The following is a 16,093-nucleotide window of genomic DNA, read 5'->3' on the forward strand; positions in this document are numbered from 1 at the left end:
AGCGAACCGAGGTCCGCTCCGATGTCGAAAGAAATCTAGCGCGGGAATTCGATTCCCATCTCGCGATAGCGCTCGGGGTCGTCGCCCCAATTCTCGCGAACCTTGACGAACAGGAACAGGTGAACCGGCCGCTCGGCCATCTCCTGGATCTCGGTGCGCGCCGCCATGGAGATGCCCTTGATCGTCTCGCCCTTGTGGCCGATCACGATCTTCTTCTGGCTCTCGCGCTCGACATAGATGGTCTGCTCGATGCGGGTCGAACCGTCCGCCTGGTCCTTCCAGAGCTCCGTTTCCACGGTCGACTGGTAGGGCAGTTCGTCATGCAGGCGCAGGAACATCTTCTCGCGCGTGATCTCGGCCGCCAGCGCGCGCATCGGCAGGTCGGAGATCTGGTCTTCCGGATAGAGCCAGGGACCCAACGGCACGCGGCCGGCGAGATAGGTCATCAGGTCCTTGCAGCCATGGCCCTTGAGGGCAGAGATCATGAAGGTCTGCTCGAACTTCACGGTCGCATTCGCCTTGGCCGACATTTCCAGCAGCGACGTGTGCGGGACCGTGTCGATCTTGTTGATGACGAGGATCTTGGGGCCCTTGATGGCCGCGACCTTGTCGAGGATCTGGGCGGTCTCGCCCTTGTTGCTGCGCTCGGCGTCGATCAGGACGGCGATCAGGTCGGCATCCTTGGCGCCGCCCCAGGCGGTCTCCACCATGGCGCGGTCAAGCCGGCGCTTCGGCTGGAAGATGCCGGGCGTGTCGACGAAAATGATCTGCGAGGCGCCTTCCAGCGCGATGCCGCGCATGATCGCGCGCGTCGTCTGCACCTTGTGGGTGACGATCGAGATCTTCGTGCCCACAAGCTGGTTGAGGAGCGTCGACTTGCCGGCGTTCGGCGCGCCGATCAGCGCGACAAACCCGCAGCGGGTTGGTGTCTCCTCGGAATTGACCAGATCAGACGCCATGCGTTTCTTCTCTCCATACGCCTTGAGCCAGCAGCACGGACGTCGCCGCCTTCTGCTCCGCCTCGCGTCTTGAACGACCCGAACCGAGGACAACCGGCATGCCCTCGATCTTCACTTCAACGGTAAAATGCGGGGCGTGATCCGGTCCGCTCCGCTCTGCGATTTCATATTTGGGCGCCGCCAGGCCGCGGCCCTGCACCCATTCCTGCAATGTCGTCTTGGCGTCCCGAAGCGGGCCCGTCCAGTTCAGCATGCGCTTGCGCCAGTGGCTATCGATGAAGGCCTGCGCCGCCGGCAATCCGCCATCGACGAAGATCGCACCGATCAGCGCCTCGCAGACATCGCCGAGGATCGCCGCCTTGCGCCGCCCTCCCGACTGCACTTCGCCGCCGCCAAGGTGGATCCAGCGGCCGAGATCGATGTCGATCGCCACTTCGGCGCAGCTTTCATTGCGCACCAGACCGGTCAGCCGACGGGCCAGTTCGCCTTCGTCGGCCTCGGGGAACGCTGCCAGCAGCATGTCGGCGATGACGAGCGCCAGCACGCGATCGCCGAGAAACTCCAGGCGCTGATAGCTTTCGCCATGCGCCAGATGGCTCTCCGCGACGGCGCTCGCATGCGTCAAGGCCCGAACGAGATGGCTGCGGTCGGAAAACCGGTGGCCGATCGTCTCCTCGAGACGTTGCAAGGGTTCTTCGGAAGCCAAGCTCAGATCACCTTAAATAGACGGTCAAAACGCACGGTCCAGGGCCACTTCCAGAATTGCCAGGCCTGGGCGCCCTCGTCGACGGAGAAGAACACCATGCCGGCGCGGCCTACAAAGTTCTCGAAGGGGACGTAGCCCACCGCGCCGAGCACTCGACTATCCGTCGAGTTGTCGCGGTTGTCGCCCATCATGAAGTAGTGGTCGGGAGGCACTTCATAGACCGGCGTATCGTCTGAGAAACTACGCGGATCGAGATCGAGCACGGTATAGCTCACGCCATTGGGGAGCGTTTCCTTGTAACGCGGGACGTGGGTCTCGGTTCCGAACTCGTCCTTGGTGACGTAGTCGTCGATCTTTTCCTTCGGCACCGGCGTGCCGTTGATCTGCAGGACGCCGTCGATCATCTGGATCTTGTCGCCCGGCAGGCCGATCACCCGCTTGATGTAGTCGACCGAGGGGTCGCGCGGCAGCTTGAAGACGGCGACATCGCCGCGCTCCGGCGGGGACGCCCAGATGCGCCCGGAAAACAGGTCCGGCGCGAAGGGGATGGAGTATTTGCTGTAGCCATAGGCGTATTTCGAGACGAACAGATAGTCGCCGACAAGCAAGGTCGACTTCATCGATCCCGAGGGAATATTGAACGGCTGGAACAGGAAGGTTCGAACGATGAGCGCCAGGATGAGCGCATTGATGACGATCTTGACAGTCTCGCCCGTGCCGCCGCGCTCGGCCTTGTATTTTTCGCCCGCCACGCTCATGCGTCCTTCCGATCCGTCTCGTTTGCAGTTCGCCGTCTGGCGGAGGTTGGTTCATACCGAGTCGGTGACATCAGCGCAACGCGTGCCCCCGCCTCGCCTCGAAATTGCATCGGCATTGCACGGCCCAACCCTCCTGCGAGCGCCAGAGCCGCGCGGGAATCAGGCCGGATCCGGCAGCGCTTCGATGATCACGAAGGCCTGCGCCAGGGGATAATCGTCCGTGATGGTCAGGTGGATCGCGGCGTGATGATTTGCCGGCATCATCTTCTCCAGCTGCGCGGCCGCGCCGCCCGTCAGCGCCATGGTCGGCTTGCCGCTGGGCAGGTTGACGACGCCCATGTCGCGCCAGAAGACGCCATGGTTGAGGCCGGTTCCCAACGCCTTGGAGCACGCCTCCTTGGCGGCAAAGCGCTTGGCATAAGAGGCGGCGCGCTCGGCCCGGCGGTCGGACTTCTTCTGCTCGATTTCCGTGAACACGCGCTGGGTGAAGCGCGTGCCAAACCGCTCCAGCGTCTTCTCCACGCGGCGGATATCGATCAGGTCACTGCCAAGGCCCAGAATCACGACTGAGCCTCCGCCGCTTCCCGCCCCTCGTCCATCAGCGCGCGCATGGTGCGGATCGACTGCTCGAGCCCGACGAACACCGCCTCGCCGATCAGGAAATGGCCGATATTCAGTTCGCGGATGACCGGAATGGCGGCGATCGGCTTGACCGTATCGTAGTTCAGCCCATGTCCCGCATGGATCTCGATCCCGAACTTGGCACCATAGTGCGCCGCGTCCTCGATCCGGGCCCGCTCGCGCTCGAACGCCTCGGGGCCTTCCAGGAAGGCCTCGCAATAGGTGCCGGTATGCAGTTCCACCACCGGCGCTCCGAGCGCCAGCGCGGCGTCGATCTGCTGCCGATCGGCGGCGATGAAGAGGGACACGCGGATCTTGGCCGAGTTGAGTTCCCGGACCAAGGGCACGAGATGCGCGAGCTGGCCGGCGGCATCCAGCCCGCCTTCGGTCGTCCGCTCCTCGCGCCGCTCCGGCACCAGGCAGACGGCATGCGGCTGGACGCGCAGGGCGATGTCGACCATTTCGCGGGTCGCGGCCATCTCGAAATTGAGCGGCAGGGCGATCTCGGCGCGCAGACGATCGATGTCGCTGTCGATGATATGGCGCCGATCCTCGCGCAGATGCGCGGTGATTCCATCGGCGCCAGCCGCCGCCGCGAGGACTGCCGCGCGCACCGGATCGGGATGCACCCCGCCCCGCGCATTGCGGATGGTGGCGACGTGGTCGACGTTGATCCCAAGTCGCAGCTCATTGCGGACAGTCACGGCGTATTTTCCCTCACTCGATGCGGTCGTCACTTACCATGCAGTGCGCCGCGCCGAACCGCAAAGCGCTGGCGGCGCGACGATTGGAAACTCTGCGCCGCGATATAGACCAGGACGTAGGAAAGCCCGCCAAATACCAAAGCGAGCGGGACCGCGCCGACCAGCATCGGCTCGATGATCGGCCAGATCTCGCGCCATGATTCGGTCAGCAGCTTGTGGCGGAGATCGTGGAAGTCGAGCTTCTCCGGCGCCATGCCGAACCAGCCGAGAATCAGGCTTCCCGTCTCGTAGGTACCGACCCAGATCAGCGGGAAGGTCAGCGGATTGCCGATCGTCGTGCCGAGCACGGCCGCGAGCACATTGCCCCGGACGAGGAAGGCGACGACGAAGCAGAGCAGATAGTGGAAGCCGATGAATGGCGTCATCGCCAGCGCCACGCCGGAGGCAAAGCCGGCCGCGATGGAATGGGGCGAGCCGGACAGGCGCAGCAGCCGCTTGCCATAGTACCGAAGCGCTCGCGACCACCCGCCCTTCGGCCACATGAAGTGGTTCAGCTTCTGATGAAACTTGAGCGGGCGGCGGCGACGGAAGAGCATGATGGGGGCTTCGGCCTCAGGCCAGGCTGCGGCTGCCGGGCTTGACGGGCGGGATGGCGGCGAGCTCCGGCGGCAGTTGATCGACCGGATAGGCCGGCACCTTGTAGCGCGTCAGCGAAATCAGCGGCACGCCCACCTCGGCCTCGCCGTCCGAGCGGTCGATCAGACAGGCGGCGGCGACAACATCGCCGCCAATGGCGCGGATCGCGGTGATCGTCTCGCGGATCGAAAGTCCGGTGCTGACGATATCCTCGACGACGAGAATCCTGGCATTGGCGGGCAGTTCGAAACGACGCAGCCGGAATTCGCCCTGCTCGCGCTCCACCCACATGGCGGGCACGCCGAGATGGCGCGCGGTCTCATAGCCGGGGATCAGGCCGCCCAAAGCCGGCGACACGACGAGATCGAAGTCGACGCCCGACTCCCGGATCTTCTCGGCCAGCGCCTTGCACAGCCGCTCGGTCCGGTCCGGATACATGAAGACGCGCGCCTTCTGCAGGAAGATCGGACTGCGCAGGCCGGAACTCAGGATGAAATGCCCCTCGAGTAGAGCGCCGGATTCGCGGAAGACGTCGAGGATTTCGGCTTGGTTCATTCTGTGTCCAGTCCAGGTCTAGTCGCTGCGATCATCGGCATCAGGCATTCACGCGGCTTGCCGCGCTGACGACGTGACGCTCGCGAAGATCGCTCAAGAGGCGGTTGAGGTGCTTGAGATCCCATACTTCCAGATCGATGGCCAGTTCCGAGAAGTCCGGTGCGCTCTTCACGATCCGCAGGTTCGAGATGTTGCCGTCATTGTCGGCGATGATCTGGGCGATCTGCGCCAGCGTGCCGGGTTCGTTGATTGCCGTCACCTCGATGCGGGCCGGGAAACGCTCGCGATTGGCTGCGTCGATATCCCAGCGCACGTCCAGCCAGCGATCGGGCTCGTCGTCAAAATCCTTCAGGGCCGGCGACTGGATCGGATAGATCGTGATCCCCTCGCCCGGCGTCATGATGCCGACGATCCGGTCGCCCGGCACCGCGCCGGCTTCCGGCGCGAAGCGAACCGGCATGTCGCCATGCAGGCCGCGAATCGGGATGGCCGGTAGTTCGGCCTGGCTTTCCCCGTTCGGCACGCGGAACATCATGCCGGAGCCCTTCTTGAGGCCGAACCAGCCGGGCTCGCCGCCCATGCCGTTGCCGCCCTTGGGCACGGCGGCGCGCTCTTCCTTGTGATCGGGATAGACGGCCTTCAGCACATTGACGGACGGGATTTCGCCCCGGCCGACGGAGGCCAGCATGTCCTCGATGTTCTGCTGCGCCAGGCGCGGCAGCGCGGCCTTCAGGCGATCTTCGGAGAAATCGCGCCCTGCCCGCTCGAAGGCGCGCTCGACGATCTTGCGGCCGAGGCCGGCATATTGCTTGCGGATCGCGGTGCGGGCGGCGCGGCGGATCGAGGCGCGCGCCTTGCCGGTGATGGCGATCGATTCCCAGGCCGGCGGCGGCACCTGCGCCTTGGAGCAGATGATCTCGACCTCGTCGCCATTATGCAGCTCGGTGGTCAGCGGCATCATCCGGCCGTTGATCTTGCAGCCGACGCAGGTGTCGCCAATGTCGGTATGTACCGCATAGGCGAAGTCGATCGGCGTCGCGCCGCGCGGCAGTGCGATCAGCCGCCCCTTCGGCGTGAAGCAGAACACCTGGTCGTGGAACAGCTCGAGCTTGGTGTTCTCCAGGAACTCTTCCGGCGTATCGCCCTCGGCCAGCATCTCGACGGTGCGGCGCAGCCAGGTATAGGCGCGGCTCTCGTCGGAAAGATTGCCGTTGCCCTTGTCCTTGTAGAGCGCATGCGCGGCGATGCCGTATTCGGCGACGTCATCCATCTCGCGCGTGCGGATCTGCAGCTCGACGCGCTGGCGGCCAGGGCCGACCACGGTGGTGTGGATCGAGCGGTAGTCGTTCTGCTTCGGCGTCGAGATGTAGTCCTTGAACCGACCGGGCACGGTCGGCCAGGTCGTATGGACGATGCCAAGCGCCGCATAGCACTCCGCCGTCGTCTCGAGAATGACGCGGAAGCCGATGATGTCGGAAAGCTGCTCGAACGAGATCGCCTTGCGTTCCATCTTCCGGAAAATGGAATAGGGGCGCTTGGTGCGGCCGAAGACCTTGGCCTTCATGCCGTGCTTCTCAAGCTTCTCGCGCAGGTCCTTCTCGATCGCCTCGATCAGGCTCTCGTTGCGGGTTCGCACCTCGGCGAGCCGGCTGGTGACGGCGAGATGCGCTTCCGGATTGACGACCGCGAAGGCGAGCTCTTCCAGCTCCTCGCGCATGTCGTGCATGCCCATGCGGCCGGCCAGCGGCGCATAGATCTCCAGCGTTTCCTCGGCGATCCGGCCGCGCTTCTCCTCCGGCATGAAGTGCAGCGTGCGCATGTTGTGGAGCCGGTCGGCCAGCTTCACCAGCAGCACGCGCACGTCTTCCGAGATGGCGAGCAGGAGCTTGCGGAAATTCTCGGCCTGCGCGGCCTTCTTGGTCACCAGATCGAGGCGCTTGATCTTGGTGAGGCCCTCGACCAGCCGGCCGATATCCTCGCCGAACATGCCGTCGATTTCCGAACGCGTTGCGTCCGTGTCCTCAATGGTGTCATGCAGCAGCGCCACCGCGATGGTGGCGTCGTCGAGCTTCAGATCGGTGAGGATGCCGGCGACTTCGAGCGGATGCGAAAAGTAGGGGTCGCCATTGGCGCGCCGCTGCGAGCCATGCTTCTGCATGGCATAGACATAGGCCTTGTTCAAAAGCCCCTCGTCGGCCTGCGGGTTGTACCGTTGGACACGCTCGAGGAGTTCATACTGGCGCATCATGGCGCTATATCCGAAGGCACGCGAATAGGCCGGGAATGACCCGGCCGGATGGCTACCCGTTCATATAGGATAGCGAGCGCGGCCAAACGACAAGCGGTTTGGCCGCGGCGCGACGTTGTGCCTTAGAAGTCGTCCTGCTTATCCGGCGGGACCATGTTCTCGAGGCCGCGCAGCAGCTCTTCTTCCGACATGCGGTCGAAGGCGACGCCATTGTCCTCGTCCGAAGAATCCTCGGCGAGAAGCTGCATATCCTGCTCGGGCTCGTCGACCTCGACGTACTTCTGCAGGGAATGGATCAGGTCTTCCTTGAGATCGTCGGGATGGACGGTCTCGTCAGCGATCTCGCGCAGAGCGACGACGGGGTTCTTGTCGTTGTCGCGGGCGATGGTCAGCGGCGAGCCGCTGGCGATCATGCGAGCGCGATGGCCGGCAAGGAGCACCAGTTCGAAGCGGTTCTCGACCTTGTCGACGCAATCTTCCACGGTGACGCGCGCCATGTCAGGTCTCCTGTTCGGAAAAGTCTGGGGTTCAAGCGCGCATGAATAAGTGCGCGGGCTTCCGAATGCAAGAGATTATACAGCCTGCCCTGCCCCCGTGCACGCGCCGGATGTCATGGCTAGGCGCCCGCAATCGAACACGGCGAATTGTTTGCTGGCAAGGCGGCGAGGCTATATTGATGCGGGATTGCCTGCTTCGAGTCGGCCCGTTGGGGCCGCTAATGCCGCTATCCCTTTTCATTATGGATATTGAACATGTTTGACGCTCGCGAAAAAATCGCCCTGTTCATCGATGGCGCGAATCTCTACGCCACCGCCAAGTCCCTCGCCTTCGACATCGACTACAAGAAGCTGCTCGGCGAGTTCCAGAGCAAGGGCTACCTGATGCGCGCCTACTACTATACGGCGCTGTCGGAAGATCAGGAGTACTCCTCGATCCGCCCGCTGATCGACTGGCTCGACTATAATGGCTACACGGTCGTGACCAAACCGACCAAGGAGTTTTTCGACGCTGCGGGTCGCCGCAAGGTCAAGGGCAACATGGATATCGAGCTCGCCGTGCATGTGATGGAGGTGGCGGAATTCGTCGACCATGTCGTGCTGTTCTCCGGCGACGGCGATTTCCGCTCGCTGGTCGAAGCCGTGCAACGCAAGGGTCGCAAGGTCTCCGTGATCTCGACGCTCGCGACCCAGCCGCCGATGATCGCCGATGAGCTTCGCCGCCAGGCGGACCATTTCATCGATCTCGTGACGCTGCAGAGCCGAATCGGCCGCGACCCGTCCGAGCGCACACACCGCAGCTCGGAGCGCCAGCAGGCAACCAGCGGCTTCGAGGACGGCTTCGAGGACGAGATCTGAGCCCGACCCAACTCGATCCCGATCGCCCTTAGCGAGACTTCACACCCGTGCCGCTTACCGCTTCCGATCCCGGGCGCAATTGCCCGCTCTGCCCGCGCCTCGTGGCGTTTCGCGAAGAGTGGCGGGCGAAGCAGCCCGAGTGGAACAATGCGCCGGTTCCGTCCTTTGGCGTTGAGGAAGGCCGGCTGCTGATCGTCGGGCTGGCGCCAGGCCTGCGGGGCGCCAACCGGACCGGCCGGCCGTTCACCGGCGACTATGCGGGCGACCTGCTCTACCAGACCATGCTCGACTTCGGCTTTGCCCGCGGCGTCTTCGAGACGCGGCCCGACGACAGCCTGACGCCGATCGACACGGCCATCACCAATGCCGTTCGCTGCGTCCCCCCGGAGAATAAGCCGACGACCGACGAGATCCGGACCTGCCGCACGTTCCTGTCCGGCACGGTGGCGACCATGCCTCGCCTGCGCGCCATCATCGCGCTGGGAAAGATCGCGCATGACAGCGCTGTCGTGGCGCTGGGCGAACGCATGTCGCGACACAAGTTCGGACATCGCGCACGGCATAACATCGGTTCACTTAGCGTTTTTGACAGCTACCACTGCTCGCGTTACAACACGAACACCGGCGTGCTCACGCCGGAAATGTTCCGCGCCGTCTTTTCCGACGTCCGCGCGTTTCTGGATTCCGACGGCAGCTGACGCCGCTGAATCCGAGGGTGAGGGTGCAGTCGATCACTTCCTTCAAAGGGTGAGGTTCCGCCAGGAGCCGTAAGCGCCTCCCGAGCCCCCCCCTAAGAACCCATCTTTGCCGCCCTTATCTCCCCGGACACCGGCCTGACCGTGAGCGGAGCCATGCCGCCCTCATCGGGCTCGCCCGGCCTGCCCGGCGCGCCGCATTCTGCGCCGCCTTCGCGAAACGCCTTGCCAAAGGCGTTCTTCCACAAGCCCGCAAGCGGCTTTCCGCCGGGACTTCCAGCCCCTTCAGAAAAGGCAAAACGCACCTTGTCGCAAAATAGCAACTCAAGCTTACAATCATGACTCCATATCGGAGATGCGGCTGTTTTTGAGTTACGTGAATCATCTGGATGGGTAAGTTCATTTCACTTTCTACGAGTGATTTGGAGAAAGTCCTGTCCGTTTCCCATGGGGGGTCGCGGACAGCTCATTGGCTGGGGGAATGAGGCACGGGGACGCCCCTTTCGGCGCGCTGGACACAGTGCGGACCGAAGGCAAGCAGACCGCCTTCCGATCCCCTGACAACCAGAGGTCAGGTAATGAACTTTAAGTCCCTTCTGCTCGGCTCCGCCGCAGCAATCGTGCTCGCTGGCGGCGCCCAGGCGGCCGATCTCACCGTCGCCGAGCCGGTTGACTATGTGAAGGTCTGCGACGCGTTCGGCGCGGGCTTCTTCTACTCCCCCGGCACCGACACCTGCATCAAGGTCGGCGGCTACGTCGAGTTCGGCACGAACTTCGGCGGCGGCGACTTCGGTGGCCTGAACAGCTCGAACAACAACTGGGGCAACTTCTACACGGAAGTCTCGATCCAGCTGACGGCCTCGTCGGTCACCGAATACGGTAACCTGACCGGCTTCATCGACATGCGCGCCAAGACCGGCAACGACGCTGGCCAGGGCAGCGATCTGGCCGACTACATCAACACCTCGACGAATTCGGCATATGTCGACAGCGCCTATCTCGAGCTCGGCCCGATCAAGGCTGGTTACTTCACGTCGCTGTTCGACTTCGGCCGCGGCTATGACGACACCGGCATGTTCGGTTCGGATTCGACCACCGACCACATCCAGCTGACCTATGCCGTCAACGGATTCGGTCTGTCGCTGTCGGTGGAAGATCAGCGCGATCGCGGCTCGTACGCGTATATCAATGAAGACCTCGGCAATGACAACATTCCGGACATCATCGCCGCTCTGACCTACTCGTCGGGCATCTTCAGTGCGAAGGTTGCCGGTGCTTACACGAATTCGGCAGCCGACATCATCACCGGCGAAGGCAAGGCCGGCTGGGCCATCGGTGGCGGCCTCGAGATCGCTCTCGACAACGTCTCCGCAGGCGATCGCTTCTTCGTGTCGGCAGCCTATGGTGACAATGCCAACTCGTTTACCGGCATCTCCGGCGGAACCTCGGTGGTCGGCGCGCTGGGCGTAGACGACAACCTCTTCTCCGTCGCAGCGGGCTCGAGCTGGAGCGCACTGGCTTCGTACAAGCACGTTTGGACGCCGCAGCTCTGGTCGTCGCTCTCGGGCGGCTACGCCAACTTTGACGGTTCGGACAGCCTCGACGGCCTGACGATCGACGCTTGGCGCGTTGGCTTCAACACCGCCTATACCCCGGTCAAGGGTCTCGATCTCGTCGCCGACGTCTTCTACACGGACGTCGACGTCAAGACCCCGGTTGCTGACGCTTCGGGCGACTCCTGGACGGCCAACCTGTTCCTGAAGCGCTCCTGGTAATTCCAGGTCGCATCAGCGATCTCGCGTCCGGTGGCCCTCCCCACCGGACGTACAGGTTAGAAAGCTCCGCCGCATTGCGGCGGGGCTTTTTTTATGTGGTCAGGCCTTGGTTCGCCGACGCGCAACAAAAAAGCCCGACTGCATCGCGGCCGGGCTTTTGCATTTCATCCAGCTGCCAGAGCGGGCTTGTCAGCCCTTGTCGCGCATCAGGCGACCCTTTTCGCGGTTCCAGTCGCGCGCCTTCTCGGTCTGGCGCTTGTCGTGTTCTTTCTTGCCGCGCGCCAGCGCGATCTCGACCTTGGCCCGGCCCTTCTCGTTAAAGTATATCTTCAACGCGACGATCGTCATGCCCTGGCGCTGCACAGCCTGCGAGAGCTTGGCGATCTCCTTCTTGTGCAGCAGCAGCTTTCGCGGCCGGCGGGTCTCGTGATTGAACTGGTTGGCCTGCAGATATTCCGGGATATAGGCGTTATACAGCCAGACCTCGCCGCCCTTTTCGGCCGCGTAGGAATCGCCGATCGTGCTGCGGCCGCCGCGCAGCGACTTGATCTCCGTGCCGGTCAGCATGATGCCGGCCTCGAAGACGTCGCCGATCTCGTAGTCGAACCGTGCGCGTCGATTGTCGGCGGCAAGCCGATAGCGCGGATCGCCCGTGCCGCTACTCATGATTCAATGCCTCAGTTGACCAAGCCGGCATGCGCCATGGCGCTGCGGATGATGGTCTTGGTGGATTCGGTGATGCCGACGAGCGGCAGACGGACGCGATCCTCCATCTTGCCGAGCAGCGACAGCGCATACTTGACGCCCGTCGGGTTCGGCTCGACGAAGATGGCGCTGTGCAGCGGCATCAGGCGATCCTGATAGGCCAGAGCCTTGGCGAAATCGCCGGCCATGCAGGCCTCCTGGAACTCGGCGCAGAGCCGCGGCGCAACATTCGACGCGACCGAGATGCAGCCATGGCCGCCATGCGCCATGAACGCCAAAGCGGTGCCATCCTCGCCCGAAAGCTGCAGGAAGTCGGGGCCCATGGCATGGCGCTGCAGGCTGACGCGGTCGAGCTTGGCGGTCGCATCCTTGACGCCGACAATGTTCTTCAGCTCGAACAGGCGCGCCATCGTCTCCACCGACATATCGATGATCGAGCGCGGCGGAATGTTGTAGATGATGATCGGGATGCCGATGGCGTCATTGATCGCCTTGTAGTGCTGATACAAGCCCTCCTGGTTGGGCTTGTTGTAATAGGGAGTGACGACCAGTACGGCGTCCGCGCCCGCCTGCTCGGCATGGCGGGCAAGGTCGATCGCTTCTGCCGTGTTGTTCGAACCGGCGCCGGCAATCACCGGCACGCGGCCGGCGGCCACCTCGATGGTGACCTCGACGACCCGCTTGTGTTCGGCATGCGAAAGGGTCGGGCTCTCGCCCGTCGTGCCAACCGGCACGAGACCATGCGTGCCCTCGCCGATCTGCCAATCGATGAAGGAACGCAGCGCGTCTTCGTCGACCGCGTTCTCCCGCATCGGGGTGACCATGGCCGTGATCGAACCCTTGAACATCGCGCTCTTCCACCTTTTGCCGTCAATTGGCCGAATTCCGCGCCGACTATGATCGGCCGCGGTTTGGTCCAACATGTTCTGTTTTTTGCTCTATCTTGGGCGGCGAACATAGTCGTTGCCCTTGGGCAGAGCAAGAACCCGCGCATCGGTCAAAGCCTGCGTCAAGCCTTTGTTCACCATGACGACCGTAAGGTCGGAGCAGATGGATCAGGCGCCACGCTGATGACGCAAGTCATCGCGACGACAGCCTACCTGTACATGAGTGTGCTGCGCATGGGCGCGGTGAGACAACGAGTGAGGACGACATGATCGTGAAAGCGGACCGCAGCTTGCAACGTCGCATCGGAATGCTGACGCAGGTCGCCGCTTGCGCGCTGATCAGCCTCGGGATCGTTGGCGACGCCCTGGCCCAATCGACGCCCGTCCCGCGTACCAATCCGAGCCGCGGTTCGACCGTCGGGTCGGACGATCTCACCACGGCGGGCATCACCCCCGTCGCCCGGCCCGCGCGTCCCGCCAAGGCAGGCGTTGCCTCGCAGGCCAATGACCTGGTCGAAAGTTTCTCACCCAACCAGCTGGGTCTCGAGGCCGCGCTGAAGCTCATCGACAGCGGACAGATCGGCAAGGCTCAGGCGCTGGCCCGGATGATGCCCGACCGCACCAACCAGAGCATCGTCGCCTGGCTGGTGGCGCAGAGCGGCAGCCCTGATGTCTCGGTCTCGCAGATCACCCAGGTGACGCTCGACCTGCCGGACTGGCCGGGACAGGCGCTCCTGCGCCGTCGTGCCGAACAGGCCCTCCTGCGCATGAAGGCAGCCCCCGCCACCGTCATCTCCGCCTTCGGTGGCACCAAGCCCGGCTCGGACGAGGGCATGCTGCTGCTGGCGCGCGCCTATGTGAGTGCCGGTCGCACGAGCGACGCCGCCGCGCTGATCCGCCCGAAATGGCGCAAGGATTCCTTCTCGCAGAGCACCGAGGCCACGCTTCTCTCGGAGTTCGGCTCGCTGCTGACCGCCGCCGACCACAAGGCGCGGATGGACAAGTTCTTCTACGACAATGATGCCGATGAAGGGCTCGCCGTTTCCAAGTTACTCAGCGCTGATCAGCGCCAGCTGGCTGCCGCCCGCGCCGCCGTCATCCGCAAGTCCAAGAACACGGCCGACCTCCTGGCGAAGGTCCCTGCCCGCCTCAAGAAGGATCCGGGCTACATCTATTCGAAGGTGCAGTATCTGCGTCGCAGCGAGAAGTACCAGGAGGCTGCGGCCCTGATGCTGACCGCGCCGCGCGACGGCGCCTCGCTGGTCGACCCGGATGCGTGGTGGATCGAGCGGCGCGTGCTGTCGCGCGAGCTGCTGGACCTCGGCAACCCGAAGCTTGCCTACAAGCTGGTGGCAGAGCACGCTGCGGAATCGAGCACCAACCAGGCCGACGCCGAGTTCCATGCCGGCTGGTATGCGCTGCGCTTCCTGAATAACCCGGCCGTTGCCCGACGCCATTTCCAGGCGATCCAGGCCGCCTCGACCATGCCGCTTAGCCAGTCGCGCGCCGAATATTGGCTTGGCCGCACCGCCGAGGCGATGGGCGAACGGGGCGAGGCTCAGGCGCAGTACCGCCTCGCCGCCGCCTATCCGACCACCTTCTACGGCCAGCTCGCCTCGGCGAAGCTCGGCATGAAGCAGCTCACCCTGTCGTCGCCGCGGGCGTCCGACAGCGCCACGCGGCAGCGCTTCAACTCCCGCCCGATGGTGCAGGCCGCCCAACGCCTCGCCGCCGCCGGCTATGCGGACCGCGCCCGGCAGTTCTATGTCCGCCTGGCCGACACGCTGACCAACCCGACCGAAGTCGCCCTGCTCGCCCAGATGGCCGAGAAGCGCGGCGACCATCAGCTCGCGCTCCAGGTCGGCAAGAAGGCCTATGTGCGTGGCCTGCCGGTCGAGACCCTGGCCTTCCCGACCGCCGCGATCCCGCGCTCGGTCAAGACCACCAGCATCGAGAAGTCGATCGTCTATGCCATCGCTCGGCAGGAAAGCGCGTTCAATCCGAGCGCCGTCAGCCATGCCGGCGCACGCGGCCTTCTGCAGCTGATGCCGGCCACGGCCAAGGTCGTCGCCAAGGCGGCCGGCATGCCCTATTCGCTCGATCGCCTCACCACCGATGCCGGCTACAACGCCACCATCGGCGCGGCGCATCTGGCCGAACTCGTCGGCGGCTTCAACGGCTCCTACATCATGTCGTTCGCGGCCTATAACGCCGGCCGCAGCCGCGTCTCGAAATGGGTTCAGCAATATGGCGACCCGCGCGATCCCAATGTCGATGCGGTCGACTGGATCGAGCGGATCCCGTTCAGCGAGACGCGCAATTACGTGATGCGCTGCATGGAAAACCTGCAGGTTTACCGCGCCCGGCTGGGCGAGCCGGCCCTCGTCATCAACCGCGACCTCAATCGCGGCGGCCGCGGCTAGCCTTGATCGAAGGACGGCGGGGCACGCTCCGCCGTCTGAACCAGCACAGCACCGGAATGTCGGACGCCCTCGCGGCTCGCCGTGACGGGACGGCTATTCGCCGCCCTCTTCCGCCTTGCCCGCTGCCGTGGCCGATTCCGCCGGCTTCTTCGGCTTGCTTCGGCGCTTGGGCTTTGGCGATCGCGGCTTCGGCTCGGCGGCCGCCTTCCGCCGGAGCGGCTGGTCGCCAACCGGCATCTTCTTCGCCGTCTTGCGCTTGACCGCCGCCTTCCTTGCCAAGACCTCGAGCGGCTCATCGGCGCCGGCAAAATGGACTGCCTGCCCGACCCAGTCCTTCTCGACCGGCCCGTCGCCGGCGCCGAGATAGGCGGCGATCCAGGCCACCTCCTGCGGCGTCCACGAGGCGATCTGGCTGAAGTGGAAGATGCCAACCTGCGCCAGGCGGCTGGCATGGCGCTTGGTGATCCCCTGAATGAGATAGAGCGGATCGGCCTGGCCGTGCCGTGGCGCGCTCAGCGGCAAGGGCCGGAAGCCGGCGCCGTCGCCGCGCGCGATGGCCTCGGTCTGCTTCTGCGACGCGGCCGGCGCCATTTCCTGAGATCCGAATTCGTCATGCTGGAGCGGCGGAGCGAGCGTGAAGCGCGGCGCGGCCGCCTCGCCCGCGTCCGGCTCGATCGCGGCATCCAGCCCATGACCGAAATCCGGCGGCGGCACGGGCACCGTCTGCGGCAGCACGGCCGGCACGGTGCCGCGCCAGGGCAGAAGGCGCCGATCCAGCCAGCGGACCACCCGATCGATCCCGCGAATGAGTGTTGCCTGCGGCTTGCCGAGCGCCGTCAGCGCGATAGCCCGCTGCAGGATGGAGCCGAGCAGCCCGCCCAGCGCAAAGCAGACGGCAAGTGATACCCAGACTTCGGCGGCATGAAGGATCACGCGGCGCCCCCATCCCCGGAGTGGTCGACGATCTGGCGCCGGCGCGATCCCGTCGCCCACCAGCCGACCAGGAAACCGAGCGCCCCGGCGGCAATCATGAAGGGCAGATAGTGCACGATCACGTAAGCCATAT

The 16,093-nt window shown here is 64.4% G+C and carries 17 protein-coding genes; 4 read left to right on the forward strand and 13 right to left on the reverse strand.

Going from position 1 to position 16,093, the window contains the following annotated elements:
* Positions 1-35: 35 nt before the first annotated feature.
* The 9 genes from era to rpoZ all read right to left on the reverse strand — a co-directional run bounded on the left by era (position 36) and on the right by rpoZ (position 7,684).
* Positions 36-959 (reverse strand): GTPase Era, encoded by a 924-nt coding sequence (era, locus tag ABIE08_RS05735; protein WP_354549376.1) that lies wholly within the window; start codon positions 957-959, stop codon positions 36-38.
* A complete protein-coding gene (rnc, locus tag ABIE08_RS05740) occupies positions 949-1,647 on the reverse strand; it encodes a ribonuclease III (RefSeq protein WP_354549378.1) in 699 nt (232 codons plus the stop codon). The genes era and rnc overlap by 11 nt, the downstream gene beginning before the upstream one ends.
* Positions 1,648-1,667: 20 nt before the next feature.
* Positions 1,668-2,423: a signal peptidase I gene (gene lepB / locus ABIE08_RS05745; protein WP_354549379.1), complete on the reverse strand. Its 756-nt coding sequence runs from the start codon at positions 2,421-2,423 to the stop codon at positions 1,668-1,670.
* Between the two features lie 159 nt (positions 2,424-2,582).
* Positions 2,583-2,987, reverse strand: a complete 405-nt coding sequence (acpS, locus tag ABIE08_RS05750) for a holo-ACP synthase (protein WP_354549380.1) — start codon at positions 2,985-2,987, stop codon at positions 2,583-2,585.
* Complete coding sequence (locus ABIE08_RS05755; RefSeq protein WP_354549382.1) at positions 2,984-3,748, reverse strand: pyridoxine 5'-phosphate synthase; 765 nt, start codon at positions 3,746-3,748, stop codon at positions 2,984-2,986. Before ABIE08_RS05755 ends, acpS begins: the two co-directional genes overlap by 4 nt.
* A gap of 29 nt (positions 3,749-3,777) precedes the next feature.
* The gene (locus ABIE08_RS05760) at positions 3,778-4,344 is read right to left on the reverse strand and encodes a DUF2062 domain-containing protein (RefSeq protein ID WP_354549383.1); all 567 of its coding nucleotides are present in this window, start codon (positions 4,342-4,344) and stop codon (positions 3,778-3,780) included.
* A gap of 16 nt (positions 4,345-4,360) precedes the next feature.
* Positions 4,361-4,939 (reverse strand): orotate phosphoribosyltransferase, encoded by a 579-nt coding sequence (gene pyrE, locus ABIE08_RS05765; RefSeq protein WP_354549384.1) that lies wholly within the window; start codon positions 4,937-4,939, stop codon positions 4,361-4,363.
* A gap of 40 nt (positions 4,940-4,979) precedes the next feature.
* Complete coding sequence (locus ABIE08_RS05770; protein WP_354549385.1) at positions 4,980-7,187, reverse strand: RelA/SpoT family protein; 2,208 nt, start codon at positions 7,185-7,187, stop codon at positions 4,980-4,982.
* Positions 7,188-7,309: 122 nt separating this feature from the next.
* Entirely contained in the window at positions 7,310-7,684 is a 375-nt protein-coding gene (gene rpoZ / locus ABIE08_RS05775) for a DNA-directed RNA polymerase subunit omega (protein WP_266332523.1), read from the reverse strand.
* 255 nt (positions 7,685-7,939) lie between these two features.
* Between rpoZ and ABIE08_RS05780 the strand changes: the two genes are divergently transcribed.
* The 3 genes from ABIE08_RS05780 to ABIE08_RS05790 all read left to right on the forward strand — a co-directional run bounded on the left by ABIE08_RS05780 (position 7,940) and on the right by ABIE08_RS05790 (position 11,012).
* A complete protein-coding gene (locus tag ABIE08_RS05780) occupies positions 7,940-8,542 on the forward strand; it encodes a LabA-like NYN domain-containing protein (protein WP_354549387.1) in 603 nt (200 codons plus the stop codon).
* 47 nt (positions 8,543-8,589) lie between these two features.
* Entirely contained in the window at positions 8,590-9,240 is a 651-nt protein-coding gene (locus ABIE08_RS05785) for a uracil-DNA glycosylase (protein WP_354549388.1), read from the forward strand.
* Between the two features lie 575 nt (positions 9,241-9,815).
* Positions 9,816-11,012 (forward strand): porin, encoded by a 1,197-nt coding sequence (locus ABIE08_RS05790; RefSeq protein WP_354549389.1) that lies wholly within the window; start codon positions 9,816-9,818, stop codon positions 11,010-11,012.
* A 189-nt stretch (positions 11,013-11,201) separates the two neighbouring features.
* On the opposite strand, the gene smpB is transcribed toward ABIE08_RS05790, so the two are convergent.
* Entirely contained in the window at positions 11,202-11,678 is a 477-nt protein-coding gene (gene smpB, locus ABIE08_RS05795; protein ID WP_354549391.1) for an SsrA-binding protein SmpB, read from the reverse strand.
* An 11-nt stretch (positions 11,679-11,689) separates the two neighbouring features.
* Positions 11,690-12,565 carry a 4-hydroxy-tetrahydrodipicolinate synthase gene (dapA, locus tag ABIE08_RS05800; protein ID WP_354549392.1) on the reverse strand — a complete coding sequence of 292 codons (876 nt, stop codon included), beginning with the start codon at positions 12,563-12,565 and terminating at the stop codon, positions 11,690-11,692.
* A gap of 305 nt (positions 12,566-12,870) precedes the next feature.
* Here dapA and ABIE08_RS05805 point away from each other — a divergent pair, with 305 nt between their 5' ends.
* Positions 12,871-15,027, forward strand: a complete 2,157-nt coding sequence (locus ABIE08_RS05805) for a lytic transglycosylase domain-containing protein (protein ID WP_354549393.1) — start codon at positions 12,871-12,873, stop codon at positions 15,025-15,027.
* 93 nt (positions 15,028-15,120) lie between these two features.
* Here ABIE08_RS05805 and ABIE08_RS05810 read toward each other — a convergent pair whose 3' ends face one another.
* Both ABIE08_RS05810 and ABIE08_RS05815 read right to left on the reverse strand, forming a co-directional pair.
* On the reverse strand, positions 15,121-15,960 hold the full coding sequence (locus ABIE08_RS05810; RefSeq protein WP_354549395.1) for a hypothetical protein: 840 nt from the start codon (positions 15,958-15,960) through the stop codon (positions 15,121-15,123).
* On the reverse strand, positions 15,957-16,091 hold the full coding sequence (locus tag ABIE08_RS05815) for a hypothetical protein (protein WP_354549396.1): 135 nt from the start codon (positions 16,089-16,091) through the stop codon (positions 15,957-15,959). Before ABIE08_RS05815 ends, ABIE08_RS05810 begins: the two co-directional genes overlap by 4 nt.
* Positions 16,092-16,093: the final 2 nt, after the last annotated feature.

It is taken from the genome of Kaistia defluvii (assembly GCF_040548815.1).
GTDB lineage: Bacteria > Pseudomonadota > Alphaproteobacteria > Rhizobiales > Kaistiaceae > Kaistia > Kaistia defluvii_A.

Coding starts and splice junctions, on each gene's coding strand:
- era (WP_354549376.1), bottom strand. CDS start 959: ATGGCGTCTGATCTGGTCAATTCCGAGGAGACACCAACCCGCTGCGGG.
- lepB (WP_354549379.1), bottom strand. CDS start 2,423: ATGAGCGTGGCGGGCGAAAAATACAAGGCCGAGCGCGGCGGCACGGGC.
- ABIE08_RS05760 (WP_354549383.1), bottom strand. CDS start 4,344: ATGCTCTTCCGTCGCCGCCGCCCGCTCAAGTTTCATCAGAAGCTGAAC.
- pyrE (WP_354549384.1), bottom strand. CDS start 4,939: ATGAACCAAGCCGAAATCCTCGACGTCTTCCGCGAATCCGGCGCTCTA.
- ABIE08_RS05770 (WP_354549385.1), bottom strand. CDS start 7,187: ATGATGCGCCAGTATGAACTCCTCGAGCGTGTCCAACGGTACAACCCG.
- rpoZ (WP_266332523.1), bottom strand. CDS start 7,684: ATGGCGCGCGTCACCGTGGAAGATTGCGTCGACAAGGTCGAGAACCGC.
- ABIE08_RS05780 (WP_354549387.1), top strand. CDS start 7,940: ATGTTTGACGCTCGCGAAAAAATCGCCCTGTTCATCGATGGCGCGAAT.
- ABIE08_RS05790 (WP_354549389.1), top strand. CDS start 9,816: ATGAACTTTAAGTCCCTTCTGCTCGGCTCCGCCGCAGCAATCGTGCTC.
- smpB (WP_354549391.1), bottom strand. CDS start 11,678: ATGAGTAGCGGCACGGGCGATCCGCGCTATCGGCTTGCCGCCGACAAT.
- dapA (WP_354549392.1), bottom strand. CDS start 12,565: ATGTTCAAGGGTTCGATCACGGCCATGGTCACCCCGATGCGGGAGAAC.
- ABIE08_RS05805 (WP_354549393.1), top strand. CDS start 12,871: ATGATCGTGAAAGCGGACCGCAGCTTGCAACGTCGCATCGGAATGCTG.
- ABIE08_RS05815 (WP_354549396.1), bottom strand. CDS start 16,091: ATGGCTTACGTGATCGTGCACTATCTGCCCTTCATGATTGCCGCCGGG.